Raw genomic sequence first — 25,322 nt, 5'->3', positions numbered from 1 at the left:
AGCAGAGAGGCGGAACCGGTGCGGATTATAGTGATGGGCGTTTCCGGTTCCGGCAAATCAACACTGGCTTCAGCTTTGGCGCAGGCTCTGACATTGCCCTTTATTGAGGGGGATGATCTGCATCCGCAAAGTAATATTGTGAAAATGCAGGCCGGTCAGCCGCTGGATGATGCTGATCGTCTGCCTTGGCTGAAAGCCATTGCAGCGGCTCTTTCAAGCGGGACAGAGGGCGCTATTGCGAGTTGTTCAGCGCTCAAAAAATCCTATCGGGATTTGTTGCGTGAACAGACTGTCGAACCGTTATATTTCATGTGCCTGACTTGCGATCCTGACATTATCGCTGCGAGAATGCAGGCAAGACACGGGCACTTTATGCCCGCATCTTTACTCACTTCGCAACTGGCAAGTTTCGAAATCCCGCAGGGTGAACCGGCGACATTGCTATTGTCCTGCGATCAACCCGTGAACACCATGCTTGCAACCTGCAAAACATGGCTTGAAGATCAGGCCGGATTGAGCACAATCACAAAGACTGTGCCATTACCGGAAAGCTGAAGCTCTGTATGGTTACAGTGCTCAAACCGCAGACAATCATTGACTTCAAGCTGTGTATCTCCGGCTTGCACCGTACCTTTGCCGCAGAATATCAGCACAGTTGCTCCGTTCAGAGATCGGGTGACTGGCTCTGTCACCACATGACGGCTGACCTGATGCGTAAAACGCCCGCGCCGTGTCATCACATTCAGATCTGTGATTGCGGAGCCGAGCAGTTTCGCACTGGTCGGGCTGTCTGCCGGAAATGAAAAGGGCGGTGTTTCACCTTTCAGTTGCTGGTCTGCCAGACCTTCAACGGACAGGGTAATCCCGTCACCTTCCAGTACGGATAAAGTACGGTCAATGCCGGTAAAAACCGAAAACGGCCCGTCACTGGCCACAGTGGCGGTGCTGAGACGCCAGTCGAAATTATCGACTGACGCATTTGCCGGAAAAACAGCGATTTCAACGGTAACACCGCCGCCGTTTTTCCACGGCATCCGGCGGTGCTGATGATGTTTGAGAAGTTGCATTTATTGTAACCAGCCGTTGGAAACCGCCCAGAGAGCCACCGGTGCTGTCAACAAAATGCTGAGCGCTGTGCGGATATACCAGATCACAATCAGATCACGGAATTTGAGCGGGATTGAAGTTGCAAGCACACAAGGAATGGATGCCGAGAGAAACAGTACCTGCGAGACGGAAACCACAGCGGCCACAAATTTGAGCGCCACATCGGCATCTTTCAGCAGGATGGCAGGCAGGAACATTTCAGCAAGACCGGCTGCCATGGATTTCGCGGCCAGCATTGGCTCCGACAATTGTGCCAGCCATGTGAAAGGATACAGCGCCAGCCCCAGCACATCGAAAAGCGGGGTGTATTTCGAGGCCAGCAGACCGAGCAGACCAACAGCCATAATGCTTGGCAGGATCATTGAAGCCATGCGCAGGCCGTCGATGAAGGTTGCACGCAGCATTGGCAGAATGTGCGGCGCTTTTTCAGCTTGCTCCAGGCCAACATCAATTGCGGTTGCTAAGCGGGACTTGCCAGCCTGTAGCGGTGTATCGCGGGTTTCCGGATGATCCATTTGTGCCAGCGGCCAGAGACGGGCAGCAATCGCGGAGACGATGAAGGTCACAAAGAAGGTTGTCCAGAAATACAGGTTCCAGAAATCCATCAGATTAAGCGTTTTGGCGACGATAATCATGAAAGTTGCTGAAACAGTGGAGAAACCGGTGGCAATGATCGCGGCTTCACGCGCGGTGTATTTGCCTTCGCGATATACGCGGTCGGTAATCAGCAGTGCCAGAGAATAGCTGCCGACAAAAGAAGCCACCGCATCAATGGCTGACCAGCCCGGTGTACGCCAGATCGGACGCATCACCGGCTGTACGATGACGCCGGTAAATTCCAGCAGGCCATAGCCGATCAGGAACGCCAGCGCCAAAGCGCCGATCGGCACGATCAGGCCGACGGAAAGAACGAGCTTATCAAAGAGAAACGGCAGCATATCCGGTGTGAACAGCAGCTCCGGCCCGACACCGGCGAGATACATGCCGGTGAGTACCAGACCCAGCACACGCAGAACGGAGAAAATGCTTTCCGTCAGATTTTTATTCCATGTACCACGAATAAACGGGCTGAGTGCGCCATAGGCAATCAGCAGACAGACAAAGGTGAGCGCTACAGGGCGCAATTGCACAGCAATGGCTGTCGCTGCATGGTCGAGCAGGATGGTGGATTTGCCACCAATAGTGACCGGAACAAAGAAGAAAAAGATACCGAGAAAACTGAAAAAAATCAGTTTGAATGCGGCTGAGCCGCGGGAGCCGCCGCTGCTGCCAACTGTTGTATCTGTCATGATTTACCCCTGATTATTGTTATTCATGCAGAAGGAGATACCGTAATCTCAGATGCTGTTTTGCCTTTGTCTGTTACGGCCTCTCCCAAAGCCGGAAATGTGAAAGATAAAGGCAGCCTCCTCACAGGCTGCCTTTGTATTCAGATCATTAGTTGCCGAGAATGCCCGGCAGACGCAGACCCTGTTCCTTGGCGCAATTGACGGCAATGTCATAACCGGCATCGGCATGACGCATCACACCGGTGGCAGGGTCATTCCACAACACGCGCTCTAGGCGGCGGGCGGCATCATCGGTACCGTCAGCGCAGATCACCATGCCTGCATGCTGGCTGAAGCCCATGCCAACGCCGCCGCCGTGATGCAGGGACACCCATGTGGCACCGGATGCGGTGTTGAGCAGGGCATTGAGCAGCGGCCAGTCGGATACGGCATCGGAACCGTCCTGCATCGCTTCTGTTTCGCGGTTTGGCGAAGCTACAGAACCGGAATCCAGATGGTCGCGGCCAATCACAACGGGTGCTTTCAGCTCGCCGTTTTTGACCATTTCGTTGAAGGCGAGGCCGAGACGATGGCGGTCACCAAGGCCAACCCAGCAAATACGCGCTGGCAGTCCCTGAAACTCGATGCGCTCACGCGCCATATCCAGCCAGTTATGCAGGTGCTTATTATCCGGTAGCAGTTCCTTGACCTTGGCATCGGTCTTGTAAATATCTTCCGGATCGCCGGAGAGTGCTGCCCAACGGAACGGGCCGATACCACGGCAGAACAGCGGACGGATATAGGCAGGCACAAAGCCCGGGAAGGCAAATGCGTCTTCCAGACCTTCTTCCAGCGCCATCTGACGGATATTATTGCCGTAATCGAGGGTTGGAATGCCCATGTTCCAGAAATCAACCATGGCTGCGACCTGAATTTTCATCGAAGCGCGCGCTGCCTTTGCAACGCCTTTCGGGTCGCTTTCCTGTTTTGCACGCCATTCGGCAACGCTCCAGCCGATTGGCAGATAACCATGCACCGGATCATGCGCGGAGGTCTGGTCGGTCACGATATCCGGCTTGACACCGCGCTTCACCAGTTCAGGGAAAATGTCTGCCGCATTGCCGATCAGCGCAATCGACTTGGCTTCACCGGCTTTTGTCCATGCATCAATACGTGCCAGCGCTTCATCAAGGCTGTGGGTTTTTTCATCGACATAGCGGGTACGCAGGCGGAAATCCGCGCGGGTTTCGTCGCACTCAACCGCGAGACAGCAGGCACCGGCCATCACAGCCGCCAGCGACTGTGCCCCGCCCATACCGCCTAAGCCCCCGGTGAGAATCCATTTGCCTTTGAGATTGCCGCCGAAATGCTGACGACCGGCTTCAACAAAGGTTTCATAGGTGCCCTGCACAATGCCCTGTGCACCGATATAAATCCATGAACCGGCGGTCATCTGGCCATACATAGCCAGTCCCTTTTTATCCAGTTCGTTGAAATGATCCCAGTTTGCCCAATGCGGTACCAGATTGGAATTGGCGATCAGCACGCGCGGCGCATCTTTATGCGTGCGGAAAATACCGACCGGCTTGCCGGATTGTACCAGCAATGTTTCATCACCTTCCAGATCTTTCAGGCTGGCAACAATCTTGTCAAAATCTGCCCAGGTGCGCGCAGCACGGCCGATACCGCCATAGACCACCAGCTCATGCGGGCGCTCGGCAACATCGGGATGCAGATTGTTCATCAGCATGCGCATCGGCGCTTCGGTGAGCCAGCTTTTGGCGGTGATTTCCGTGCCGGTTGCAGGACGGATTTCACGTTCATTGTGACGCGGATTAGTCATCGAATGTTCCCTTATTTAGATTTGAGACCGGCAGCGGCGGTTTCAAGCTGCTGCAAAATGTTTTTGAGATGGTTGCGCAATCTGGTTGCCTTGGCCTTGTCATAGGCAAATGGCACAGCTTCTGTTGCTAAATGCGTTGATTGCGCAAGTTCCATCTGAATGGCATGCACACCGGTTTCCGGCTGGCCGTAATGGCGCGTTGTCCAGCCGCCTTTAAAACGGCCGTTGAGGATGGACGTGTAACCTTCAGCCTGTTTCGCCACACCGAAGACTGCTGCTTCAATGACCGGCGCACAGGTTTTGCCATTGTCTGTTCCGATATTGAAATCCGGCAGAGTGCCTTCAAACAGAAACGGAATATGGGATCGGATCGAGTGGCAATCATAAAGAATGGCTATGCCGTGAATGGCTTTCACACGCTCAATTTCTGCTGCCAGTGCTTCATGATAGGGCTTGTGAAAACGATTTCTGCGATCAGCAATATCGGCCTCAGCCGGTTGCTCACCATCTTTCCAGATCGCCAGACCATCAAAATCCGTTTCCGGTATCAGCGTTGTTGTGTTCTGCCCCGGATAGAGGCTCACACCCGCCGGATCACGATTGGCATCAATGCAATAACGGTGGAATGTGGCGCGCACTGTCGTCACATGATCCAGCAGCCCGTCATAGAGTTTGTGAATATGCCAGTCTGTATCGGCAAGAATCCGGCCATTGTCATTGAGGCGCGCCCAAATATCTTCCGGCACTTCCGTGCCGGTATGGGGCAGGCCGAGAATGACCGGCGAGGTTCCCTGATGAACGTCAACGACCATTTATGCCTCCAGACTCGAGCATTTCCCGCAAAAGTGGGAACCGGTTTTGCGTAAGGACAATGCGGCTAAAAAAACTGAAGTATTTCTAATACTAGTCATCATGACGGGAAGACTTCAGGGAGAATACCGCTTGTGATAGCTGCATTCAGCGAGCCGTTTGCCACGATTTCCGCAGCCGCAGCCAGATCATCAGCCATATAGCGGTCAACTTCGAGCGTCGGCACTTTAGTGCGTAGCACGGCGATTGCCGCTTTCAGTTCAGGGCTGGTTTCCAGAGGGCCGCGCAGTTCCACGCCGAGGGCACCGGTCAGGGCTTCAATGCCGATAATCGCATTGAGATTATCAGTCATTTGCAGCAGACGGCGGGCGCCGTGGCAGGCCATTGACACATGGTCTTCTTGATTGGCAGAAGTCGGGGTTGAATCGACCGAGGCCGGATGGGACATCTGCTTGTTTTCCGACATCAGAGCTGCGGAAGTGACTTCTGCAATCATCAGGCCGGAATTGAGTCCCGGTTTTTTCGCCAGAAACGCAGGCAGGCCGAACGAGAGGGCAGGGTCAACCAGCAGTGCAATACGACGCTGGGCAATGGCACCGATTTCACAAATCGCCAGCGCAATCTGGTCGGCGGCAAAAGCCACCGGTTCGGCATGAAAGTTACCACCGGAGACCACTGTATCATCGGAAAGCACCAGCGGATTATCGGTGACCGCATTGGCTTCAATTTCAAGTGTAACCGCGACCTGACGCAGTAGGTCAAGACAAGCGCCATCGACCTGTGGCTGGCAGCGGATGCAATACGGATCCTGTACGCGCTGATCGCCTTCCAGATGGCTGTCGCGGATAATCGAGCCTTCAAGCAATTTGCGCAGAGCCGCGCCGGTATCGATCTGGCCTTTATGACCGCGCAAGCTATGAATATCTGCGTGGAATGGAGCGGTGGAGCCCATGGCAGCATCGGTAGACAGAGCGCCGGTAATCAGAGCTGCCTGCAAGGCCGTATGAGCACGGAACAAGCCGGCCAGTGCCAGTGCGGTGGAGGTCTGCGTGCCGTTGATCAGTGCCAGACCTTCTTTGGCGGCCAGAACAACCGGTGTCAGACCGGCTTTGCTCAATGCGGAAGCAGCGGAAACACGTGCACCCTGATAGAAAACCTCACCTTCGCCGATCATGGCCGCAGCCATATGTGCCAGCGGTGCCAGATCGCCGGACGCGCCGACGGAACCTTTTTCCGGAATGACCGGAATGACACCTTTTTCAAGCATGGCTTCGAGGAGCGCAATGATCTCAGGACGTACGCCGGATGCACCACGACCAAGTGAAATCAGCTTGAGCGACATGACGAGGCGTACAATATTTTCAGCCAGAGGCGCACCGACGCCGCAGCAATGCGACAGGATCAGATTGCGCTGGAGTGTGGCTACATCTTCCGGCGCAATACGGATGGAAGCCAGTTTGCCGAAGCCGGTATTGATGCCATAGACCGGCGCATCACCGGCGGCGATTTCCGCAATGCGGACAGCGGATTTGGCAATGCCCGCATGAAACGACGGATCAAGACGGGCAATAGTGCCGTTGCGGTAAATATCTTCGAGCGTGGCAAGCGGGACGGAACCTGGTTTAAGAATAATGCTCATGGAGGATACTTTCTTCAGGTGTATGTGAATGACGTGTGAGTGTTCGGATAAATTTTCAGTTGCCGCGGAAAACCCGCTTCCAGAGCGGGTTAAAGCCAATGCGATAGACAAGCTCTGCAGGGCGGTGCACATCCCAGATGGCCAGATCAGCATATTTGCCGACCTCGATTGTGCCGGTTTCAGCCAGAATGCCGAGCGCACGGGCAGCTTCACGGGTCACACCGGCAATGCATTCATCGACAGTGAGACGGAATAGGGTTGCGCCCATATTCATGGTCAGAAGCAGGGAGGTCAGCGGGGATGTACCGGGATTATTATCGGTAGCCAATGCCATTTTTGTGCCCGCTTGGCGGAAGGCTTCAACCGGCGGTTTTTGGGTTTCGCGGATGAAATAATAGGCGCCGGGCAGCAACACTGCGACTGTGCCGGCCTTGGCCATCGCCTGCGCGCCTTGCGCGTCAGTATATTCCACATGATCGGCAGAAAGCGCATGATAAGAGGCGGCTAATTTGGCACCATGCAGATTGGACAGCTGATCTGCATGGAGTTTGACCGGCAGATTATGCGCTTTTGCGGCATCAAAAACACGGGCGATTTCATCCGGCAGGAAGGCGATCCCTTCACAAAAACCATCGACTGCATCGGCGAGTTTTTCAGCGGCGATGGCAGGCAGCATCTCATTGATAATCAAATCAATATAGGCTGAATTGTCGCCGTTCATTTCCGGCGGCAGGGCATGAGCACCGAGGAAAGTGGTGCGGATTGCAACATCACGTTCCTGTGCCAGACGTCTGGCCGCTTTCAGCGATTTGATTTCATTTTCCGTATCGAGACCGTAACCGGATTTAACCTCAACAGTTGTTACGCCTTCGGCAATCAAAGCATCGAGGCGCGGCAGGCTCTCGCGTACCAGATCATCTTCACTGGCAGCCCGCAGCGCTTTGACGGAAGAAACAATACCGCCGCCAGCTTTGGCGACTTCCTCATAGGACGCGCCTTCGAGGCGCAGTTCAAATTCATGAGCGCGGTTACCCGCGTGTATCAGATGCGTGTGGCAATCAATCAGCCCGGGGGTAATCAGACGATTTTCGCAATTGGTTGCCGGATAGTCCGCGTAGAGCGCAGGCATTTCAGCCTGCGGGCCGACATAAGCGATTCTGCCCTGCTCAACCACGATTGCCGCATCATCAATCAGGCCGAGTCCATCCGCATTTTCACGCAGCGTAGCAACGCGCGCATGGGTGAAAATATGGCCGCTCTGGTGGCGTGTATCTTTTGTCATGAGTGTTTTCCCGCTTCCCCTCTCTGGCTATAATGTATATACATATTAAAAAATGGCAAAGGAAATTTTTAGCCGGATATTTTCAGGAGGAGAGAACCGTGCTTCAGCAAAAACATGTTATCCATGCGCAACAGGCCCTATTGAATACAGAGCTGGAAAGCGGCTGGGCTGAGAATGTCCGCCTGACGGTTGAAGCCGGAAAATTCACAACCATTGAAAGCGGCGTGCAGGCGCAATCGGGTGATGAGTGCCATGCGGTGATCATCGCGGGGATGCCAAACCTGCACAGCCATGCGTTCCAATATGGCATGGCCGGACTGGCAGAAAAGCGCGGGCCTTCGGCCGATAGTTTCTGGAGCTGGCGCGATGTGATGTATCGCTTTGCCCTGACCATGTCGCCGGAACAGGCGGAAGCCGTAGCTCTGCGGCTCTATGTGGATATGCTGGAAAATGGCTTCACCCGCGTAGGTGAGTTCCATTATTTGCATCACGACCGTAACGGTACGCCTTATGCGGATGTGGCCGAGATGGGCAAACGTATTGCGTCTGCTGCCAATAAAAGCGGTATCGGCCTCACACTGTTGCCGGTGTTCTATGCTCATTCAACTTTTGGAGGTGCTGTTCCTAATGAAGGCCAGCGCCGGTTTATCAATAGCATAGATCAATATGCGCGCCTGCTGGATGGTTGTAGCTCTGCGCTCAAAGACATGGACGGCGCGGTGCTGGGTGTTGCTCCGCACAGCCTGCGGGCGGTGACACCGGATGAGTTGAAAATCGTTACGCAAATGCTGCCGGAAACACCGGTGCATATTCATGTCGCCGAGCAGGTTAAAGAAGTTGAAGATTGCATTGCATGGTCCGGTAAGCGACCTGTTGAATGGCTGTTGGACAATGCCAATCTGAGCGATCGCTGGTGTCTGATCCACGCCACCCACATGACCGATGACGAGACAGTACGGATGGCAAAAGCCGGTGCAATCGCCGGTCTTTGCCCTGTGACTGAGGCTAATCTCGGTGATGGCACGTTTAATGCCGGTGTGTTCACACAGGCAGGTGGCAAATTCGGTATTGGTTCAGATTCCAATGTGCTGATCGGCTTGGGTGATGAATTGCGCCAGCTCGAATATTCGCAGCGCCTAAAACATCGCGCCCGGAATGTGATGGCGGTTGCGGAAGGTTCAACCGGCCGCGCTTTGTTTGACGGTGCACTTACCGGTGGTCATATTGCTATGGGCGTGCGCGGGCAGGGGCTTAAAACCGGTGCGTCTGCTGACTTTGTGGCACTGGATGTCAGCCGTCTTCCTCATGCCAAAGGGGATATGGTGCTGGACGGTTTGATTTTTGCCAACCGCGCCAAACCGGCGCATGTCTGGGTGCGAGGTGTAAAACAGGTTGAAAATGGCCGTCATCACCTGCATGAACAGGCAGAAGCAGGATTCCGTGCGGTTTTAGGCGCACTTTTGGAAGACTGACGAGTTGGATTAAAGAACGGGCTTAAGCGCATAATGCAGACATTATCATCCGGAGACAGCGAACAGGCGTCATCTCTGCATCAGCGGATTCTGGATGATATTGAGAGCCGGATTCTCTCCGGTGAGTGGCAGCCCGGTTATCGTATTCCGTTTGAGCACGAGTTGACGGAGCAGTATTCCTGCTCGCGCATGACGGTCAATAAAGCGCTGACACAATTGGCAAAAGCCGGAATGATCGAGCGTAAGCGTCGTTCTGGCAGTTTTGTTTCCAAGCCGCAGTCACAGGCAGCGGTGCTGGAAATTCACGATATTCGCGATGAAGTCGAGCAGCTTGGACTGCCTTATCGCTATGAATTGCAAAAGTCCGTGAGCCGAAAAAGTACAGCGACAGACGGTAAAAAACTCGAGATTGAACGCAATACACCACTGATTGAGCTGACCTGCCGTCATTATGCCGGAAAACGGGTTTTTGCGCTGGAAGAGCGTATCATCAATCTGCTGGCCGTGCCGGATGCGGCGCAAACAGATTTTTCCAAACAATCACCAAGCCCGTGGCTGGTGGCCTGCGTGCCGTGGAGCAATGCGCAACACGCAATCCGCGCGGTGGCTGCTGACGAAAATGTGGCGGCAATTCTGGGGATTCCGGCGGGGGCTGCCTGTCTGGTGATTGAGCGCCAGACATGGAATGCCGGACAGCCGGTGACCTATGTGCGGCTAACCTATAGCGGTGACAGCCATGCGCTGGTCGCCCGTTTTGCGCCAAATCAAGGGTAAAAAAACGGCGGGCTCACACCCGCCGTCTGCCTAGACAATGACGGGAGATCAGCATGTCATGATAATAACGCAGTCCTTCTACGTTATTAAAGGCAGATCATTGAAGCATCAGTATCAATGATCTGCAACTCGCTGAAACAGACCAGCTATTAGTTGTTTATCAGAAGCTACGCTGGAAGCGGATCATACCCTGAACAGCATCTTTGCCGTTCTGGATGGATTTTGTATCGTTCCACTTGGTGTAAGACACTTCCGGTGTGATGGAGAAGCCCGGCACCAGCTCATAAGCAATATTGGCTGTTGCTGCAAAAGTCTTGGAAGCATCATAGGCCAGCTGAGCGTTCAGCACTGTCTGAGGGTTGAGTTTATAGGCTGCGCCACCCCAAACGGCCCAGTCACCACCCCATGTACCGTAGAAGCTGCTGACAGCACGAACCTGACCGATAACCTGATCATTGTCACCTAACACATCGGCGTAATTGTCTTTGTTAGATTTGTAACCACCCATTGCCCAGACAGAGAAGCTGTCTGTTACATTCAGGTCACCACGGATTTTACCGGCCCATTCCTTGTTATAGGCATCATAGGCAGCAACGGCAGTCAGCGAACCCCAGCCTTGTGCATAGCGCAGACCACCAACGACATGCGGTGTGTAGTCTTTAATGGTTGCGCCCCATTTCTTACCGGTCCAGTTTGCAGGTACATCATCAATATCGCTATTGCCGCCCTGTTCCAGCGACACGATGGCGGACAAACCATTGTCTCCGGTAAAGGTGTAGCTGATCAGGCCGGTACGGTAGCCACCGGCAAGGATCACGTCATCATTGATGACATTGCCGAGATAGCCGGGGAAGGTGACGAATGCGGATTCATCCAGACCAATCCGCAAACCACCAAGTTGCATATAACCGAAGCGCAAAGTGCCTGAGGATTTATCGTCGACACCATCTTTCCATTGAAAACGAAGATCTGTGTAGGTTTTCAGTGTACCAAGTTCGGTTTCAGATGCGGTGCTGAATTTCAGGCTGAAACGGGCGAGGCCTTCATAGGTATCGCGCTTATTGTTTTTCGCGTAGAAATTGCCATTACGGGTTTCAAAGCCATGACCGGAGATATCGTCACCACCTGTGATATCATAACGGACATAACCACCGATTTTCAGACAGGTTTCTGTACCCGGAATGTAGAAATAGCCTGCACCATAGGCATCGCAAACGCGCACATATTCTACGGCTTCAGGTTCAGGTGCAACGACTGCATCTGCTGCATAGGCGCCGGAACTGATGATAAGAGTTGCAGAGGAACTGATTAAAATAGTTTTGATTGACATTGTTATCTCCAGAATTTCACCTGAAGACAGTTAGCGATGCGGCCAGCAATAAAAACGCAAAAATAGGGAGTTTAATTCATAAAAATCAATATGTTGTATAATTGTATCATAGCAATAAATTGCCGGATATTTTGAATTTTTTACTTATGGGTCGTGAGATTGGCGATAAAATTTTATCCTTAAAACTGTATTATTTTTGATTATGCCGGAAACGGCTCCAGCGCCTGCAAATATCCCGTGGCATAAGTGATGAATTCTACACCTAGCTCCGGCAGTCTTGGCTTGTCCGGATAAACAAATGCAAAGTGATGCGGCACATCGGGCAGGAACAGGCGGACTTCCGTATCCAGATCCATACAATCCTGCACAAGCAGGGAATTGACGATAGAGACGCCGATCCCTTCTGCGGAGAACCCGCAGGCTGAGCTGACCGAATGAGCTTCAAGCCGGATTTTTGGCCGGACACCATGGGAAGAAAAGACCAGATCAAGATCGTGGCGCGGCGAGCGTCTGCGCCCAAGCAGGACCAGTGGTTCATCACGGAGATTTTCAGGACGGACGATCTTATGTTTGGTCAGGGGATGATCTTTCGCCATCACACAAACGGAACGGGCGACGATCACATCCGAATACATGAAATTACTGTCGCGGAACGGCAGGCGAAGAAAGCCGATTTCTGCCTGTTTTTCATCCAGCATCCGGCTGATAATATCATAGGTGCCGTGCAGAATTTCAAAACGGGTTTGCGGATATTTATCGAGAAACCCTGCAATAATTTTCGGCATGATCTTGCGGCAGATGCCCGGCGGCACGGCAATGCGCAGCAACGCATTTTCATAACGGCCTGAGCGGATTTTATTCGCGGCATCGTCAAGAATATGGACGCGCTCCAGAACATCCGCCACATGGGTTTCCAGCAGTTCATTGAGGCGTGAGGGGACGATTCTCGCGCCTTCACGGATGAAAAGCTGGATACCCAATTCTTCCTCAAGCTGGCTGATCCGGCGACTAACCGCCGATTGTGAGATGCCTAAAAGTTCGGCCGCCCCTTGTGTGGAGCCGGTGCTCATGACGGCGCGATAGGCTTCTAAGTCTATGATTTTAATCATGCTGTCTCACACTATTTACAGATAAAGGTGCTTTCCGGCAAAGAAAATTATCTATGCATTAAACGCATAGACTTGGCATTATATCTCATAATATTGCAAGTATTTTTCTGCTATGGCAAGTTTGGAATGTTTCCAAATAGACATATGCGCGGGGAAGCGTAATGGAGGAGTTCTAAATCATGTATGTTCGGGTCCATAAGAGATGACAGCGTTTATTATTCGCCGGTTGTTTCAGGCGCTGCTTGTCCTGTTTGTAACCTCCGTTATTGTTTTTGCCGGCGTTTATGCGATCGGTGATCCGCTGGAAATCCTGCTGCCTGCCGATGCTACGATGGCAGAACGTTTGCAGGTGACACAGGCACTTGGTCTGGATAAGCCGCTGATCGTGCAATACTGGCATTTTCTCGCCAATGCATTGCAGGGCGATCTGGGTACGTCTTTTGTCTATAACCAGCCATCCATCAGCGTTATTTTGCAGCGTCTGCCAGCCACACTCGAACTGGCTTTCTGTGCGCTGGTTCTTGCTATTGTCATTGGTATTCCGCTCGGCTTGCTCTCCGGCCTCAAAGCTGGCAGCGCCACGGATGAAACCATTATGACCGGCTCTATTCTCGGGTTCAGCTTGCCGAATTTCTGGCAGGGCATGATGCTGATTATGATTTTCTCGGTCTATCTTGGCTGGCTGCCTTCAACAGGGCGCGGTCAGACCGGCACTATCCTCGGTATTGAAACCAGTCTGGCGACCTGGAACGGTATTCAGCATCTGATCCTGCCTGCGATTAATCTGTCGCTGGCGAAAATTTCGCTGGTGATCCGCCTGACCCGTACCGGTGTTCAGGAAACCATGCCGCTGGATTTCGTGAAATTCGCGCGCGCCAGAGGATTGGCACCATCGCGCGTTATTTTCGTGCATGTTTTGAAGAATATTCTCATCCCGATCATCACAGTGATCGGCATTGAATTCGGCTCACTGATCGCTTTTGCCGTGGTGACCGAAACGATCTTTGCCTGGCCGGGTGTTGGTAAGCTGATTATCGACAGCATCAATATTCTCGATCGCCCGATTGTCGTAGCCTATATTCTCGTGGTCGTCTCGATGTTTATCGTCATCAATCTCGTGGTTGATGTCCTCTATTCGCTTCTTGATCCACGTATCCGGAGCAAACGCTGATGACCACTCTCACACAACGTCTCTTTGGTGAAGGCATGGTCTCAACGGCTGTGTCCGGAATTCTACACAGCCCGAAAGCGACAATCGGCCTGATTTTCTGTGTCTTGCTGGTGCTGGCTGCAATTTTCGCACCATTGCTTGCGCCGCAAAATCCCTATGATCTGATGCAGATCGATATGTTCGATGCCAAGCTGCCGCCTTTGTCGGAAAGCATGAACGGCATGACCTATTGGCTGGGCACTGATGCGCAAGGCCGCGATATGCTCTCGGCGATGCTTTATGGTTTGCGTACCAGTCTCGGTGTCGGCCTGACGGCCGGTTTTCTCGCTATGTTTATCGGTTCTGCACTTGGGTTGCTCGCTGCCTATAGCGGCGGCCGTCTTGATGCATTTTTAATGCGTATGGTTGATCTGATGCTGGGCTTTCCGACCATTCTGGTGGCGCTGCTCATTCTGGCGGTGCTGGGGCAGGGCACATGGAAGGTGATTATGGCGCTGGTCTTCGTGCAATGGGCTTATTTTGCCCGTGCCGCCCGCGCAGCCGCGCTGGTCGAAGTTAATAAAGACTATGTGGAAGCGGCGCGTTGTCTTGGTCTGAGCCGTATCCGTATTTTGTTCGGGCATTTGCTGCCGAATTGTTTGCCACCGCTGATCGTGATCGGCACCATCCAGATCGCCAGCGCAATCGCGGCAGAAGCGACACTGAGCTTTCTGGGGATCGGTCTGCCGATTACCGAGCCGTCGCTGGGGCTGCTGATTTCCAACGGTTATCAGGTACTGCTCGCGGGTCTGTACTGGATCAGCGTGTTTCCGGGATTGCTGCTGCTGACACTGGTTTTCTCGATCAATATTGTCGGCGACCGCCTGCGTGAAGTCCTGAATCCGAGGTTGGCCAAATGAGTTCACAACAGAAAACTGAAACCAATAAGCCTGAAACCGTGCTGGATGTGCGTGATCTGCAAACGCATTTCTTCACACCGGCAGGCACGATCAAGTCGGTTGACGGCGTAAGCCTGACGGTAAAACGCGGTGAGATTTTAGGTCTGGTCGGCGAGTCCGGCTCGGGCAAATCCATTACTGGTTTTTCGATTATTGGTCTGGTGGACAAACCGGGGCGCAATGTCGGCGGGTCGATCACTTTCAAAGGTGAAGAGCTGCTCAATGCATCGGAAAAGCGTTTGCGCAGTCTGCGCGGCAATCGCATCGCGATGATCTTTCAGGATCCGATGATGACGCTCAATCCGGTTCTGTCGGTCAAAACCCATATGGTTGAGACCGTGCGCGCCCATGAAAATGTCAGCGAAGCGGAAGCCTTGCGCCGCTCGATTGATGCGCTGAGCATGGTGGGTATCTCACAGCCGGAGCTGCGCATTCAGAGCTATCCGCATGAATTTTCAGGCGGTATGCGTCAGCGTGTGGCAATTGCCATTGCACTGCTGCACAAGCCCGATCTGATTATTGCCGATGAACCGACAACCGCACTGGATGTGACCATTCAGAGCCAGATTCTTGCGGAAGTGCAGACCCTGTGCCGTGAACTGGGCATGGGGCTGATCTGGATCAGCCATGATTTGGGCGTTGTGGCTGGTCTCGCGGATAATGTTGCAGTGATGTATGCCGGACGCATTGTCGAGCAGGGCAAAGTCGATGATGTGTTGGATCGCCCGCAACATCCTTATACCGCAGGGCTGATCGGCTCCGCACCGGCAGCTAATGCGCGTGGCGCACGCCTGACCCAAATTCGCGGGGCGGCACCGCATCCGTTGAAGCGGCCGGAAGGGTGCGCCTTCCGCAATCGCTGTGATTTTGCCACGGATCGATGCCTCGAAGAACCGGCAGAAACGCTGAGTGACAGTGGTCACCGCTGGCGGTGTTTCAACCCGCTTGCAGGTTCTGCCGCATCCGCAATCAGCGTGGAGGGACATTGATGTCTGAATATATTGCTGAAGCACGGAATGTTTCCAAACGCTTTTCGACCGAGCCGGATTTTGCTGAAAAACTCGCCTCAATGCTGGGTGCAAAATCTGTCAGGCGTGTTGTCCATGCGCTTGACGGCGTTGATCTGAAAATTCGCAGAGGCGAAGTTGTTGGTCTGGTCGGTGAATCCGGCTGCGGAAAATCCACACTCGGCCGTGTGATTGCCGGTATGCTGCCTGCAACAGAAGGCGAGGTGCTGATTGAAGATCAGCCGCGCAATCAGTTGCGTGGCAAAGCCGCCAAACAGGCACGTCTCAACACGCAGATCATTTTTCAGGACCCGATGTCCTCCCTCAATCCGCGCAAGCGCGTGGTGGATATTATCGGCGAAGCGCCGGTTGCTCATGGCCTGATTAAACGCAGCGAAAAGCAGGCTCTGGTTGAAAAACTGCTTGAAACCGTTGGTCTTGATCCGTCGATGGCCAATCGCTATCCGCACCAGTTTTCCGGTGGTCAGCGTCAGCGTATCGGCATTGCACGGGCATTGGCGGTTAAGCCGGAATTTCTGATTTGTGACGAGAGTATCGCGGCGCTGGATATCTCAATTCAGGCGCAGGTTATCAACCTGTTCATGGATTTGCGTAAAACACTTGATCTGACCTATCTGTTTATCAGCCATGATCTGAGTGTGGTCAGACATATCGCCGACCGTGTTGTGGTGATGTATCTGGGGCGTATTGTTGAAAGCGGCTCGGCTTCAGAGATTTTTGACAAGCCTAATCATCCTTATACCGCCGCATTGCTATCAGAGGTGCCGCGTATTGATCGCCGTCACCGCGCTTATAATCCGATCAAAGGTGAAATTCCTTCACCAATGAACCCGCCGTCGGGCTGTCATTTCCATCCGCGCTGTCCGCATGCCTTTGAGCGCTGCAAACTTGAACGCCCGCAACTGCGTATTGTGGACGGGCTGCATGAAAGCGCCTGCCACCTCAACGATCTCGAAAACCGTCCTGATTTTTCAAATATTGATGACATAGGGGAGAAATTGTCATGAAAATCGTTAGAAATTTAAGCAAAGCCATTATCGTTACCGCACTTCTGGCCAGCTCAGCGCTGACTGCCTTCGCTGAAAATATCATCATTGGCCGTGCCAATGAGCCATCGGCCATTGATCCGCAATTTTCGCGTACCGGCAATAACCAGATGACTGCGGATAATATGTTCGACACGCTATTGTCGACCGATGCCAATCTGCAGATGCGTCCGAGTCTAGCGACAGAGTGGAATAATATTGACCCGCTGACATGGGAAATTTCACTGCGTGAGGGCGTTACATTCCATAATGGCACGCCGTTTACCGCGGATGATGTGATTTTCTCACTCAATCGCACGGATAAAGTGCCGAACAGCCCTGCACCTTTCACCGATGTGGTGAGTTCTGTTGCTAAGGTTGAGAAGATTGACGACCATAAAATCCGCGTCACCACCAAAGCGCCAAACCCTGCACTGATGGAGCAGATCGGTCGTGTTTTCATCATCTCGAAAGCGGCTGCTGAAAATGCCACGCTGGAAGATTTCAATTCCGGTAAAGCGGCGATCGGCACCGGTGCTTATCAGTTTGTTGAATGGAAACCGGCAGAATCTCTGAAGCTGAAAGCCTATGAAGGCTATTGGGGCGAAAAGCCGGATTACGACATGGTGGAATATCGCTTCATCGCCAATGATGCAGCGCGTACCGCTGCCTTGCTGTCAGGCTCGGTTGATCTGATCGATGCGGTATCGCCGTCGGATATCGTGCGTCTTGAAGGCCAGAAAGGCTTCAAGGTTTTCCCGATTGATTCAGGCCGTCTGGTCTATCTGGCTCTGAGCATGCGCGATGATACAGCACCGGGCGTGGATGATTTGTCGGGCAAGCCGTTGAATCCGAACCCTTTCCGCGATGCACGCGTGCGTCAGGCGGTTTCGATGATGGTTGACCGTAAACTCATGGTTGATCGTATTCTCAACGGTTCCGGCGTGCCGTCTGCACAGGTTGTGCCGTCGGTACTGGGCGGTTATGCGGAAGATTTGCAGCCGCAGCCTGCCGATGGTGCCGGTGCCAAGAAGCTACTTGCCGATGCCGGTTTCCCTGAAGGTTTTGGCATTACGCTCTATTCCTCGAACAACCGTTTCCCTGGTGACGGCGATATAGCGCAGGCAATGGGGCAGATGCTGGCGCGTGGCGGCCTGAAAGTAAACGGCGTTAAAACCCAACCTTATAACGTCTATGCGGCAGCTGCGACCAAGGGTGAGTTCGGCGCGTTTATTTTCTCGCTGGGTGCATCCACACCAAATTCGGAAGCCAATCTGCGCTCGCTGTTGCAAAGCTATAATAAAGATGCGGGCACCGGCGGTTTTAACCGCATGCGTTATGCCAATCCGGAATTTGACGCAGCCCTTAAATCAGCGATGGAAGAGTTCGATCAGGCCGAGCGCATGAAAAAACTGCAGGAAGCCACCCGCATTGCGATGAAAGATCAGGCGATTGTGCCGCTCTATTTCCAGAAAATTTACTGGGCTTCGCGTGACGGCATTGATTTTACGCCAAACCTTGCAGAACGCACCATCGGTCAGGATGTCCGGAAAGCAAAATGAATTTTATTGCCAATAAATTGACACCGGCGGCAGAGGTAGCCGGTGATGTGATTGTTCATCGTAATGTGATGATTGCAATGCGCGACGGTATCCATCTGGCGACAGATATTTATCGTCCGGCAGTCGATGGTGCTCCGGTTGAAACGGCATTGCCGGTTATTCTGGAGCGCACGCCCTACGATAAAGCAGGGACACCACGCACAGAATTGTCGCTGAAAAAACCTGTTTCCATGTCGCGTCCTGAACTCGCGATTCATCTGGCGCGCAAGGGCTATATTGTGATCTGGCAGGATTGCCGCGGTCGCTATGACAGTGAAGGTCATTTTACCAAATACCTCTCCGAAGGTGAGGATGGTTATGACACGATGGTGTGGGTTGAAGCGCAGCCGTGGAATAACAGCCGCATCGGGACGATGGGGCTGTCTTATGATGCCCATACCCAGATGGCGCTGGCTTGTCTCAATCCTCCGGGCTTGAGCGCGATGGCCGTGGATTCCGGTGGTTTCTCCAATGCTTTTACCTGCGGTATCCGGCAGGGTGGTGCATTTGAGCTGAAACAGGCAACATGGGCTTATCACCGTGCGCAGGAAGGCACGGATGAACGCACAGCGGCTGCCGTTGCCGATGAGGATTTGGCCTATTGGTTCGCGCAAATGCCGTGGACGAAAGGGCGCTCGCCGGTACGCTGGAATGCGGAATATGAAGACTATCTGCTTGAACAATGGCAAAGCGGCACCTTCAATGATTTCTGGAAAAAGGTCGGCATTTACGCCGCCGGATATTATGACACTTTCCCGAAAGTGCCGACGATTTTCATGTCGAGCTGGTATGATGCCTATGTCACGACCACACTTGAGAATTTCACAGCGCTGAAAGGCGATGCTGAACGTCCGTTGAGCCTGATTATGGGGCCGTGGACGCATGGTAACCGCTCCCGCACGATCTTTGGCGATGTGGATTTCGGTGCTGCTGCGGTCTTTGACGGGCAGGTTGATGAAGACTGGCTGACCTATCGTGAGAAATGGTTTGCGCGTTATCTTAAAGATGAGCTTACGCATCAGCAGGCCGGTCGTGTGCATATTTTCCTGATGGGTACGGGACAGGGCAATAAAACCGAGGCCGGACATCTCAATCACGGCGGTCGCTGGATTGAAGGCACAGACTGGCCGCTACCGGATGCTGAACCGCTCAATCTATATCTGCAAAAAGATATGTCATTGAGCGATAAACAGCCGGAACTGGCTGTGGCCAGTATCAGCTATGATTTTGATCCGGCTAATCCGGTGCCAACGATTGGCGGTTCTCTTACATCGGGCGAACCGATTTTCACCGGCGGCGGGTTCAATCAGGTCGAGGCTGAACAGTTTTACGGCTGTACACGTCCGGGTCTGCCGCTGACGGCGCGTCATGATGTATTGAGTTTTGAGACGGCACTTCTGGAACAGGATACCGCGATTGCAGGGCCGGTTGAAATCGAGCTTTGGGTCAGCACGGATGCGCCGGATACGGATTTCACCGCCAAACTGGTTGATGTCTATCCGCCTTCTGCGGATTATCCGCGCGGTTATGCGCTGAATATTACCGACGGCATTTTCCGCGTGCGTTATCGCAAGGGCTTTGACAAGCCGGAGCCGGTTGCGAATGGCGAGGTCTTTAAGATTACGATCTCACCTTTTGCGACGGCAAATATGTTCAAGAAAGGTCACCGGATCCGCTTGGATATTTCATCGTCCAATTTCCCGAAATATGATGTGAACCCGAATACCGGCGAGCCTGAAGGCACCAGCCATCGTAAGCAGATTGCGATGAATACGGTGTTTGTTGAGCATGACCGGCCATCAGTACTGAAACTGAGCAAAATTCCGGTTTGATTGTGATCGAAATGGATTGTCCCGCAGTTTCTGCGGGACAATTTTTTACAGGTTGTTAGCCGATCCGATGAGACATTATTGTTCTTTTGTGATGGGCGGAAAAGCGCAGTAAGACAAAGACTGCAATCATAATCCACGGTATCAGTAATATATTCAGCGTCTGCCAGCCGAAATATTGCAGCAGACCACCGGCGCTGAACGAACAAGCAAGGCCAACTATGAAAATGGACAGGTCATTTGTTGCCTGTGCGCGCCCTTTTTCGGCTGAAGTATAGGTGGTTGTCAGCAGGGTTGTGCCGCCGATATACAGAAAATTCCAGCCGATACCGAGCATAATTAGGGCACTGGCGAAAGAGACAAAGCCGGTGCCTGTCAGTGCCAGCGCCACATGCGCGCCGAACAATGCGAGTCCTGTCAGCATAATGCGCATAACGCCAAAACGGGCGATGAGTGAACCGGTGAAAAATGACGGCAGAAACATACCCAGCACATGCAGCTGGATAACCATTGTCGACGAGGATAGTTCATGCTGGTGATGCCCCATGGCAATGGGTGTAGCTGTCATCGCTAAAATCATAATGCCATAACCGGTTGCCGCAGCGAATAAGGCGACCAGATAGGCTGGCTGCGTTACGATCTCACGCCATGTTCGCCCCGTTTCAACATCGGTTGCCGGTGCAGATGGTGCAGGGCTGTGTAAGCGGCTGAGGATACCGGCTGCGATCAGCGACACCAGAGCAAGCAAGAGGAACGAGGCCATATAAGGCGGCACCATCAATGTTCCGCCCGCACGAGCAAGCATGGGGCCTGCGAGCGCGGCGACAACACCGCCGCCAAGCACCAGAGAAATTGCTTTGGAGCGATAGGCATCGTCAGCAATTTCGCCCGCTGCAAAGCGGTAGAATTGCGCAAAGGCCTGATAGGAACCGACCAGAAATGTACCGAGCGATAGCAGCAGGAGTGAGGATTGCCACAGTCCGAATGCTGCGAGTAAGCCGCCGCTAGTGCCTAGCAATGCACCGGCGATGAAGCCGGCTTTCCGGCCAATGCGTGCCATCCATAGTGATGCGGGAAGCATAGTCGCGGCGGTACCCAGAAACATCGCAGCGACGGGTATTGTGGCCAGTTCCGGCTTTGAGGCAATCTGTGCGCCTGCAAGGCCACCAATCGTCATGACCATAACGGAAGCTGTCTGAAACAGTGCCTGTGCCGTCGCCAGCAGAAAAACCTGCCCTTTTACCGTTGCAGCCGTCATGATCTCCCCCTCATGATGTTATTATTTCAAACATTCAAAAACTTGTTTGATCGTTTAAGGCATGATAGAAAAGCGGTCAATGATCAATACGAAAACATATTTACTGGAACAACTGGCTGAATTGGCGCGGGTGCTCGGGCATGCGCACCGGCTGGATTTGCTTGAGCATATTTCGCAGGGCGAGCGCTCGGTCGAAAGGCTGGCAGAAATCACCGGCTTGTCCGTTGCCAATACATCTGCCCATTTGCAGCAATTGCGCCGTGGCGGCTTTGTGAATACACGCCGCGACGGTAAGAGGATCTTATATCGACTGGGCGACGGACCGGTTTTGGAACTGTTGTCGGCTTTGCGCTATTTTGCCGAGCGAAATAAGGCCGAAGTCCGTGAAGTTGTTTCCGATTATTTTGATAATCTGGACAGCTTGGAGCCGGTATCCCGTCAGGAGCTAATGAGCGCGATGCGCGATGGCGGTGTTACTTTGCTTGATGTGCGACCGGATGAGGAATTTGCACTGGGGCATTTGCCGGGTGCTGTCAATATTCCGCTGGAAGAGCTGGAAAAGCGCCTGAGCGAATTGCCGAAAGACACGGAAATCATCGCCTATTGCCGTGGCGCTTATTGTGTCTTGTCTTTTGAGGCCGTGGCAGCATTGCGCAGTAAAGGCTTTCGCATCCGCCGTCTTCAAGACGGATTTCCTGAGTGGAAAGCCGCAGGCCTGGCGGTCGAGGTTGTGGCTTGATAGGGGACAAGAATAAACTGTTTAAGGATGCAAATATTTTTTAGAAATTATCTCCACAAGATGAGAATATCTCTGCGTAATTGAAATTTGTCTGAATATAAAAAACAATATTCATTATGTTAATATTATAATATGCTTATTAATTGACATGTAATAATTTACTGAACTCTAATCATATCTCGTATCACATTATGAGAATGGTAGGGTTCCTATGTCTTTGTTTCCGGAAGATTTACAGTCTGAACATTCATTGATTAGCAGATCACTGGCAACGCCAGCTTTGCGTTCTGATCAATGGCTGTCTGTGTTGTCGATGGCGCGCGATTGGGTTGCCGGTAATACGATTATTCTTGCCGAGCTTGAGGCGGCGTTACAGCGTTTGAATTCTATCGAGCGTTTCTTTGCATATCCGGGCGCCGCGTTGCTGGATCGTTTGCATGCGCGCTTAACCGACCGCGATGAAAAGGGATTTCTGCGGGTTGCCCAGAATATCTCAACAACCATTATCTCTCAGAAATATATGGCAGATATCAATGCTTGGGATGCCGTGGATGCGGATGAGAGCGCCCCTGCCGACCGCTTGCCGCAAGCGATTAATCACGTAGCAAACAAGCCTTATTTTGAAGTGCTGAGCATCGTACCGCATATGACGTCACGCTGGCAGCATATTGTGCAGCAGACCCGTGCAATCCGCCGCGTTGAAGATGAATTCGTCTATGAAACTGTGATCGTCGGCAATACTGAAGATGCGTTGACGGCTTTGTTGTTGAACCCGTCAATCGCTGCCGTTGTCATGTATGAAGGTTTCTCTGCGAAATCTGCCACTGACAATCCTTTGCTCGATGCCATCGGTGAAGTGGCCAATTTCAGCAAGATTAAAGATGAAGGCGCATTGGCGCTCACGACTGCGCAGGCAATCAAAAAGGTGCGTCCGGAACTGGATTTATATCTTTTGAGCGACCGTGAAGTGGAAGAGCTGGCCGGTGACATGGAAGCCAGTGTCTTCAACCGTCTGTTCTATCAGGTAGAAGAGCCGCTGGAACTGCATTTGAGCATACTTGAAGGTGTGCAGAAGCGTTATAAGACACCGTTTTTTGATAATTTGAAACGCTATGCCGCCCGTCCTGTCGCTACATTTCATGCTTTGCCGATTGCGCGCGGTAAAGCGGTCTTCAAGTCGCATTGGATTCGCGATATGGGCGAATTTTACGGAGCCAATCTGTTTTTGGCGGAAAGTTCCGCTACCACCGGCGGTCTCGACAGCTTGCTGGAGCCTACAGGCAATATTAAAGAAGCGCAGGCCATGGCTGCACGCGCCTATGGTGCAGACCATGTGTTCTTTGTCACCAACGGCACCTCCACCAGTAATAAGATGGTATTGCAGGCACTGCTGGCGCCGGGTGATATTGCGATTATTGACCGTAATTGCCACAAGTCACACCATTATGGCTGCGTACTGGCAGGGGCTCTTCCTTATTATGTCGAATCCTTTCCGCTGACAGAATATTCCATGTATGGTTCGGTGCCGCTCAGCACGATCAAACAGGCTTTGCTGACCTTGCGGGCGAATGGCCAGCTTGACCGTGTGAAAATGGTTGATCTGACCAACTGTACCTTTGACGGTCATATCTATAATACCCGCCGCGTGATGGAAGAATGTCTGGCGATCAAGCCTGATCTGATCTTTCTTTGGGATGAGGCATGGTTTGGTTTTGCCCATTGGTCGCCATTCCTGCGCCAGCGCACGGCAATGGGTGCCGCGCAGGTAATCGAAGAATATCTCGGCACAACGGAAGCCAAAAAGGCATGGGAAAAACAACAGCAGGAACTCGGCGATAATCCGAGTGACGAACAACTGCTGAAAACGCGCCTTGTGCCAAATCCCGATGCGGTGCGCCTGCGTGTCTATCAGACAAACTCCGTGCATAAATCCATGTCTGCGCTGCGTCAGGGCTCGGTGGTTTTGGTGCGTGACGTTGATTATGCCGATGTGGAAGCCCAGTTCCATGAAGCGGTCTTCACCCATGCTTCAACCAGCCCGAATTTGCAGATCATTGCCACCCTTGATGTGGCACGCCGCCAGATGGAGCTGGAAGGTTATGGTCTGGTCGCAAATGCCTTGCAGATTGCTTTCGAAATTCGCCGGCGAATTAATTCTCATCCGGTTATTTCGAAATATTTCAAAGTACTAACCAATGCGGAAATGATACCTGCAGAATACCGACCGTCTGGTCTGAGCGATGTCAATGATCCGAATGTCAGCTGGACTGATGCGGTCAATGCGATCCGTGATGATGAATTTCTGCTTGATCCGACACGGATGACACTGACCTGTGGTGCTGCCGGATTTGACGGTACGGCCTTCAAAGTGATGCTGGCCGATCAGTTCAATATTCAAGTCAATAAAACATCGCGTAACAGTATTTTGCTGCAATCCAATATCAACAATTCCCGCAGTGATATTGCTCTGTTGATCCGCGTGCTGCTCAAAATTTCCATGGAAATTGAAACAGCGCTTAAAGAAGGTAATGAGGTGCGGAAAGCCGCGTTTAATGAGCGTGTGCGCTCACTGATCGAGGATGTGCCGGACCTGCCGAATTTCAGTCGTTTTGATGAGCGTTATCGTAGCGATCCGAGCCACAACACGCTGCACGGTGATATTCGCAAGGCATTTTATGATGCCTATAAAATGGATGAGTGTGAACACATCCATCTTGAGAGCGATGTCATTGATGAGCGCCTGAAGTCGGGGCCTGAGCTTGTTTCCGCGAATTTTGTGATCCCGTATCCGCCGGGCTTCCCGATTATGGTGCCGGGACAGGTCATTACCGCAGAGATTATCGAGTTCATGCGTAAACTGGATGTCAAGGAAATCCACGGTTACGACAAATCTTTGGGGCTCAAGCTTCTGAAACGCAACTGATCGCTTTGTTTGAACATGCATAGATGCAGAACTGTGCTTCCGGCAGACAGATTTCCGGAAGCACAGTTCATTTCTGGAAACAGCATTTATGCGCATTGCGTGACATGACATTACAACGAAACGTCGGCTTGTGTTTCAGATAATGCATACGGCGTTTGATTGAGAGAGATCGAAAC

The 25,322-nt window shown here is 52.6% G+C and carries 20 protein-coding genes; 11 read left to right on the top strand and 9 right to left on the bottom strand.

What is annotated here, in order from left to right:
- Nucleotides 1-18 precede the first annotated feature (18 nt).
- Nucleotides 19-555 carry a gluconokinase gene (locus tag QUF18_RS06745; RefSeq protein ID WP_289386316.1) on the top strand — a complete coding sequence of 179 codons (537 nt, stop codon included), beginning with the start codon at nucleotides 19-21 and terminating at the stop codon, nucleotides 553-555.
- Here QUF18_RS06745 and QUF18_RS06740 read toward each other — a convergent pair.
- The 6 genes from QUF18_RS06740 to hutI all read right to left on the bottom strand — a co-directional run bounded on the left by QUF18_RS06740 (nucleotide 504) and on the right by hutI (nucleotide 7,949).
- Nucleotides 504-1,067: a HutD family protein gene (locus QUF18_RS06740; protein WP_289386315.1), complete on the bottom strand. Its 564-nt coding sequence runs from the start codon at nucleotides 1,065-1,067 to the stop codon at nucleotides 504-506. The two genes, QUF18_RS06745 and QUF18_RS06740, sit on opposite strands and share 52 nt — an antisense overlap.
- Entirely contained in the window at nucleotides 1,068-2,396 is a 1,329-nt protein-coding gene (locus QUF18_RS06735; protein ID WP_289386314.1) for a YjiH family protein, read from the bottom strand. It lies immediately after the preceding gene.
- Between the two features lie 148 nt (nucleotides 2,397-2,544).
- A complete protein-coding gene (gene hutU, locus QUF18_RS06730) occupies nucleotides 2,545-4,218 on the bottom strand; it encodes a urocanate hydratase (protein ID WP_289386313.1) in 1,674 nt (557 codons plus the stop codon).
- 11 nt (nucleotides 4,219-4,229) lie between these two features.
- Complete coding sequence (gene hutG, locus QUF18_RS06725) at nucleotides 4,230-5,030, bottom strand: N-formylglutamate deformylase (protein WP_289386311.1); 801 nt, start codon at nucleotides 5,028-5,030, stop codon at nucleotides 4,230-4,232.
- Nucleotides 5,031-5,128: 98 nt separating this feature from the next.
- Nucleotides 5,129-6,667, bottom strand: coding sequence for a histidine ammonia-lyase (hutH, locus tag QUF18_RS06720; protein WP_289386310.1), 1,539 nt, complete (start codon nucleotides 6,665-6,667; stop codon nucleotides 5,129-5,131).
- A gap of 55 nt (nucleotides 6,668-6,722) precedes the next feature.
- A complete protein-coding gene (gene hutI / locus QUF18_RS06715) occupies nucleotides 6,723-7,949 on the bottom strand; it encodes an imidazolonepropionase (protein ID WP_289386308.1) in 1,227 nt (408 codons plus the stop codon).
- Nucleotides 7,950-8,047: 98 nt separating this feature from the next.
- On the opposite strand from hutI, the gene QUF18_RS06710 reads away from it, so the two are divergent.
- Together QUF18_RS06710 and hutC are read left to right on the top strand one after the other, a co-directional pair.
- Nucleotides 8,048-9,421 (top strand): formimidoylglutamate deiminase, encoded by a 1,374-nt coding sequence (locus tag QUF18_RS06710; RefSeq protein WP_289386307.1) that lies wholly within the window; start codon nucleotides 8,048-8,050, stop codon nucleotides 9,419-9,421.
- Between the two features lie 33 nt (nucleotides 9,422-9,454).
- Nucleotides 9,455-10,195, top strand: a complete 741-nt coding sequence (hutC, locus tag QUF18_RS06705) for a histidine utilization transcriptional repressor HutC (protein ID WP_289386306.1) — start codon at nucleotides 9,455-9,457, stop codon at nucleotides 10,193-10,195.
- Between the two features lie 160 nt (nucleotides 10,196-10,355).
- Here the strand turns inward: hutC and QUF18_RS06700 are convergent, their stop codons facing one another.
- Together QUF18_RS06700 and QUF18_RS06695 are read right to left on the bottom strand one after the other, a co-directional pair.
- Nucleotides 10,356-11,525, bottom strand: coding sequence for a porin (locus tag QUF18_RS06700; RefSeq protein WP_289386305.1), 1,170 nt, complete (start codon nucleotides 11,523-11,525; stop codon nucleotides 10,356-10,358).
- Between the two features lie 200 nt (nucleotides 11,526-11,725).
- Nucleotides 11,726-12,634, bottom strand: coding sequence for a LysR family transcriptional regulator (locus QUF18_RS06695; protein ID WP_289386304.1), 909 nt, complete (start codon nucleotides 12,632-12,634; stop codon nucleotides 11,726-11,728).
- A 202-nt stretch (nucleotides 12,635-12,836) separates the two neighbouring features.
- Here QUF18_RS06695 and QUF18_RS06690 point away from each other — a divergent pair, with 202 nt between their 5' ends.
- The 6 genes from QUF18_RS06690 to QUF18_RS06665 are packed head-to-tail and all read left to right on the top strand — an operon-like array spanning nucleotide 12,837 to nucleotide 20,229.
- On the top strand, nucleotides 12,837-13,805 hold the full coding sequence (locus tag QUF18_RS06690) for an ABC transporter permease (protein WP_113945438.1): 969 nt from the start codon (nucleotides 12,837-12,839) through the stop codon (nucleotides 13,803-13,805).
- Nucleotides 13,805-14,704: an ABC transporter permease gene (locus QUF18_RS06685; protein WP_289386301.1), complete on the top strand. Its 900-nt coding sequence runs from the start codon at nucleotides 13,805-13,807 to the stop codon at nucleotides 14,702-14,704. The genes QUF18_RS06690 and QUF18_RS06685 overlap by 1 nt, the downstream gene beginning before the upstream one ends.
- Nucleotides 14,701-15,732 (top strand): ABC transporter ATP-binding protein, encoded by a 1,032-nt coding sequence (locus QUF18_RS06680; RefSeq protein ID WP_289386300.1) that lies wholly within the window; start codon nucleotides 14,701-14,703, stop codon nucleotides 15,730-15,732. The genes QUF18_RS06685 and QUF18_RS06680 overlap by 4 nt, the downstream gene beginning before the upstream one ends.
- Nucleotides 15,732-16,778, top strand: a complete 1,047-nt coding sequence (locus QUF18_RS06675) for an ABC transporter ATP-binding protein (protein WP_289386299.1) — start codon at nucleotides 15,732-15,734, stop codon at nucleotides 16,776-16,778. The genes QUF18_RS06680 and QUF18_RS06675 overlap by 1 nt, the downstream gene beginning before the upstream one ends.
- Nucleotides 16,775-18,358: an ABC transporter substrate-binding protein gene (locus QUF18_RS06670; RefSeq protein WP_289386298.1), complete on the top strand. Its 1,584-nt coding sequence runs from the start codon at nucleotides 16,775-16,777 to the stop codon at nucleotides 18,356-18,358. The genes QUF18_RS06675 and QUF18_RS06670 overlap by 4 nt, the downstream gene beginning before the upstream one ends.
- Nucleotides 18,355-20,229, top strand: a complete 1,875-nt coding sequence (locus QUF18_RS06665) for a CocE/NonD family hydrolase (RefSeq protein WP_289386297.1) — start codon at nucleotides 18,355-18,357, stop codon at nucleotides 20,227-20,229. Before QUF18_RS06670 ends, QUF18_RS06665 begins: the two co-directional genes overlap by 4 nt.
- 55 nt (nucleotides 20,230-20,284) lie before the next feature.
- On the opposite strand, the gene QUF18_RS06660 is transcribed toward QUF18_RS06665, so the two are convergent.
- Entirely contained in the window at nucleotides 20,285-21,484 is a 1,200-nt protein-coding gene (locus QUF18_RS06660) for an MFS transporter (RefSeq protein ID WP_289386296.1), read from the bottom strand.
- A gap of 79 nt (nucleotides 21,485-21,563) precedes the next feature.
- On the opposite strand from QUF18_RS06660, the gene QUF18_RS06655 reads away from it, so the two are divergent.
- Together QUF18_RS06655 and QUF18_RS06650 are read left to right on the top strand one after the other, a co-directional pair.
- A complete protein-coding gene (locus QUF18_RS06655; RefSeq protein ID WP_289386295.1) occupies nucleotides 21,564-22,223 on the top strand; it encodes an ArsR/SmtB family transcription factor in 660 nt (219 codons plus the stop codon).
- A 211-nt stretch (nucleotides 22,224-22,434) separates the two neighbouring features.
- Nucleotides 22,435-25,146, top strand: coding sequence for an aminotransferase class I/II-fold pyridoxal phosphate-dependent enzyme (locus tag QUF18_RS06650; RefSeq protein WP_289386294.1), 2,712 nt, complete (start codon nucleotides 22,435-22,437; stop codon nucleotides 25,144-25,146).
- Nucleotides 25,147-25,322: the final 176 nt, after the last annotated feature.

Source organism: Pseudochrobactrum kiredjianiae (assembly GCF_030362795.1).
In the GTDB taxonomy this organism is placed as follows: Bacteria; Pseudomonadota; Alphaproteobacteria; order Rhizobiales; family Rhizobiaceae; genus Pseudochrobactrum; species Pseudochrobactrum kiredjianiae.
This window is presented reverse-complemented; position numbering and strand designations above follow the sequence as displayed.

Excerpts from the sequence above, each read along its gene's own strand:
- QUF18_RS06740 (WP_289386315.1), bottom strand. The coding sequence starts at position 1,067 with ATGCAACTTCTCAAACATCATCAGCACCGCCGGATGCCGTGGAAAAAC.
- QUF18_RS06735 (WP_289386314.1), bottom strand. The coding sequence starts at position 2,396 with ATGACAGATACAACAGTTGGCAGCAGCGGCGGCTCCCGCGGCTCAGCC.
- hutU (WP_289386313.1), bottom strand. The coding sequence starts at position 4,218 with ATGACTAATCCGCGTCACAATGAACGTGAAATCCGTCCTGCAACCGGC.
- hutG (WP_289386311.1), bottom strand. The coding sequence starts at position 5,030 with ATGGTCGTTGACGTTCATCAGGGAACCTCGCCGGTCATTCTCGGCCTG.
- hutH (WP_289386310.1), bottom strand. The coding sequence starts at position 6,667 with ATGAGCATTATTCTTAAACCAGGTTCCGTCCCGCTTGCCACGCTCGAA.
- hutI (WP_289386308.1), bottom strand. The coding sequence starts at position 7,949 with ATGACAAAAGATACACGCCACCAGAGCGGCCATATTTTCACCCATGCG.
- hutC (WP_289386306.1), top strand. The coding sequence starts at position 9,455 with ATGCAGACATTATCATCCGGAGACAGCGAACAGGCGTCATCTCTGCAT.
- QUF18_RS06700 (WP_289386305.1), bottom strand. The coding sequence starts at position 11,525 with ATGTCAATCAAAACTATTTTAATCAGTTCCTCTGCAACTCTTATCATC.
- QUF18_RS06695 (WP_289386304.1), bottom strand. The coding sequence starts at position 12,634 with ATGATTAAAATCATAGACTTAGAAGCCTATCGCGCCGTCATGAGCACC.
- QUF18_RS06690 (WP_113945438.1), top strand. The coding sequence starts at position 12,837 with ATGACAGCGTTTATTATTCGCCGGTTGTTTCAGGCGCTGCTTGTCCTG.
- QUF18_RS06685 (WP_289386301.1), top strand. The coding sequence starts at position 13,805 with ATGACCACTCTCACACAACGTCTCTTTGGTGAAGGCATGGTCTCAACG.
- QUF18_RS06680 (WP_289386300.1), top strand. The coding sequence starts at position 14,701 with ATGAGTTCACAACAGAAAACTGAAACCAATAAGCCTGAAACCGTGCTG.
- QUF18_RS06675 (WP_289386299.1), top strand. The coding sequence starts at position 15,732 with ATGTCTGAATATATTGCTGAAGCACGGAATGTTTCCAAACGCTTTTCG.
- QUF18_RS06670 (WP_289386298.1), top strand. The coding sequence starts at position 16,775 with ATGAAAATCGTTAGAAATTTAAGCAAAGCCATTATCGTTACCGCACTT.
- QUF18_RS06665 (WP_289386297.1), top strand. The coding sequence starts at position 18,355 with ATGAATTTTATTGCCAATAAATTGACACCGGCGGCAGAGGTAGCCGGT.
- QUF18_RS06660 (WP_289386296.1), bottom strand. The coding sequence starts at position 21,484 with ATGACGGCTGCAACGGTAAAAGGGCAGGTTTTTCTGCTGGCGACGGCA.
- QUF18_RS06655 (WP_289386295.1), top strand. The coding sequence starts at position 21,564 with ATGATCAATACGAAAACATATTTACTGGAACAACTGGCTGAATTGGCG.
- QUF18_RS06650 (WP_289386294.1), top strand. The coding sequence starts at position 22,435 with ATGTCTTTGTTTCCGGAAGATTTACAGTCTGAACATTCATTGATTAGC.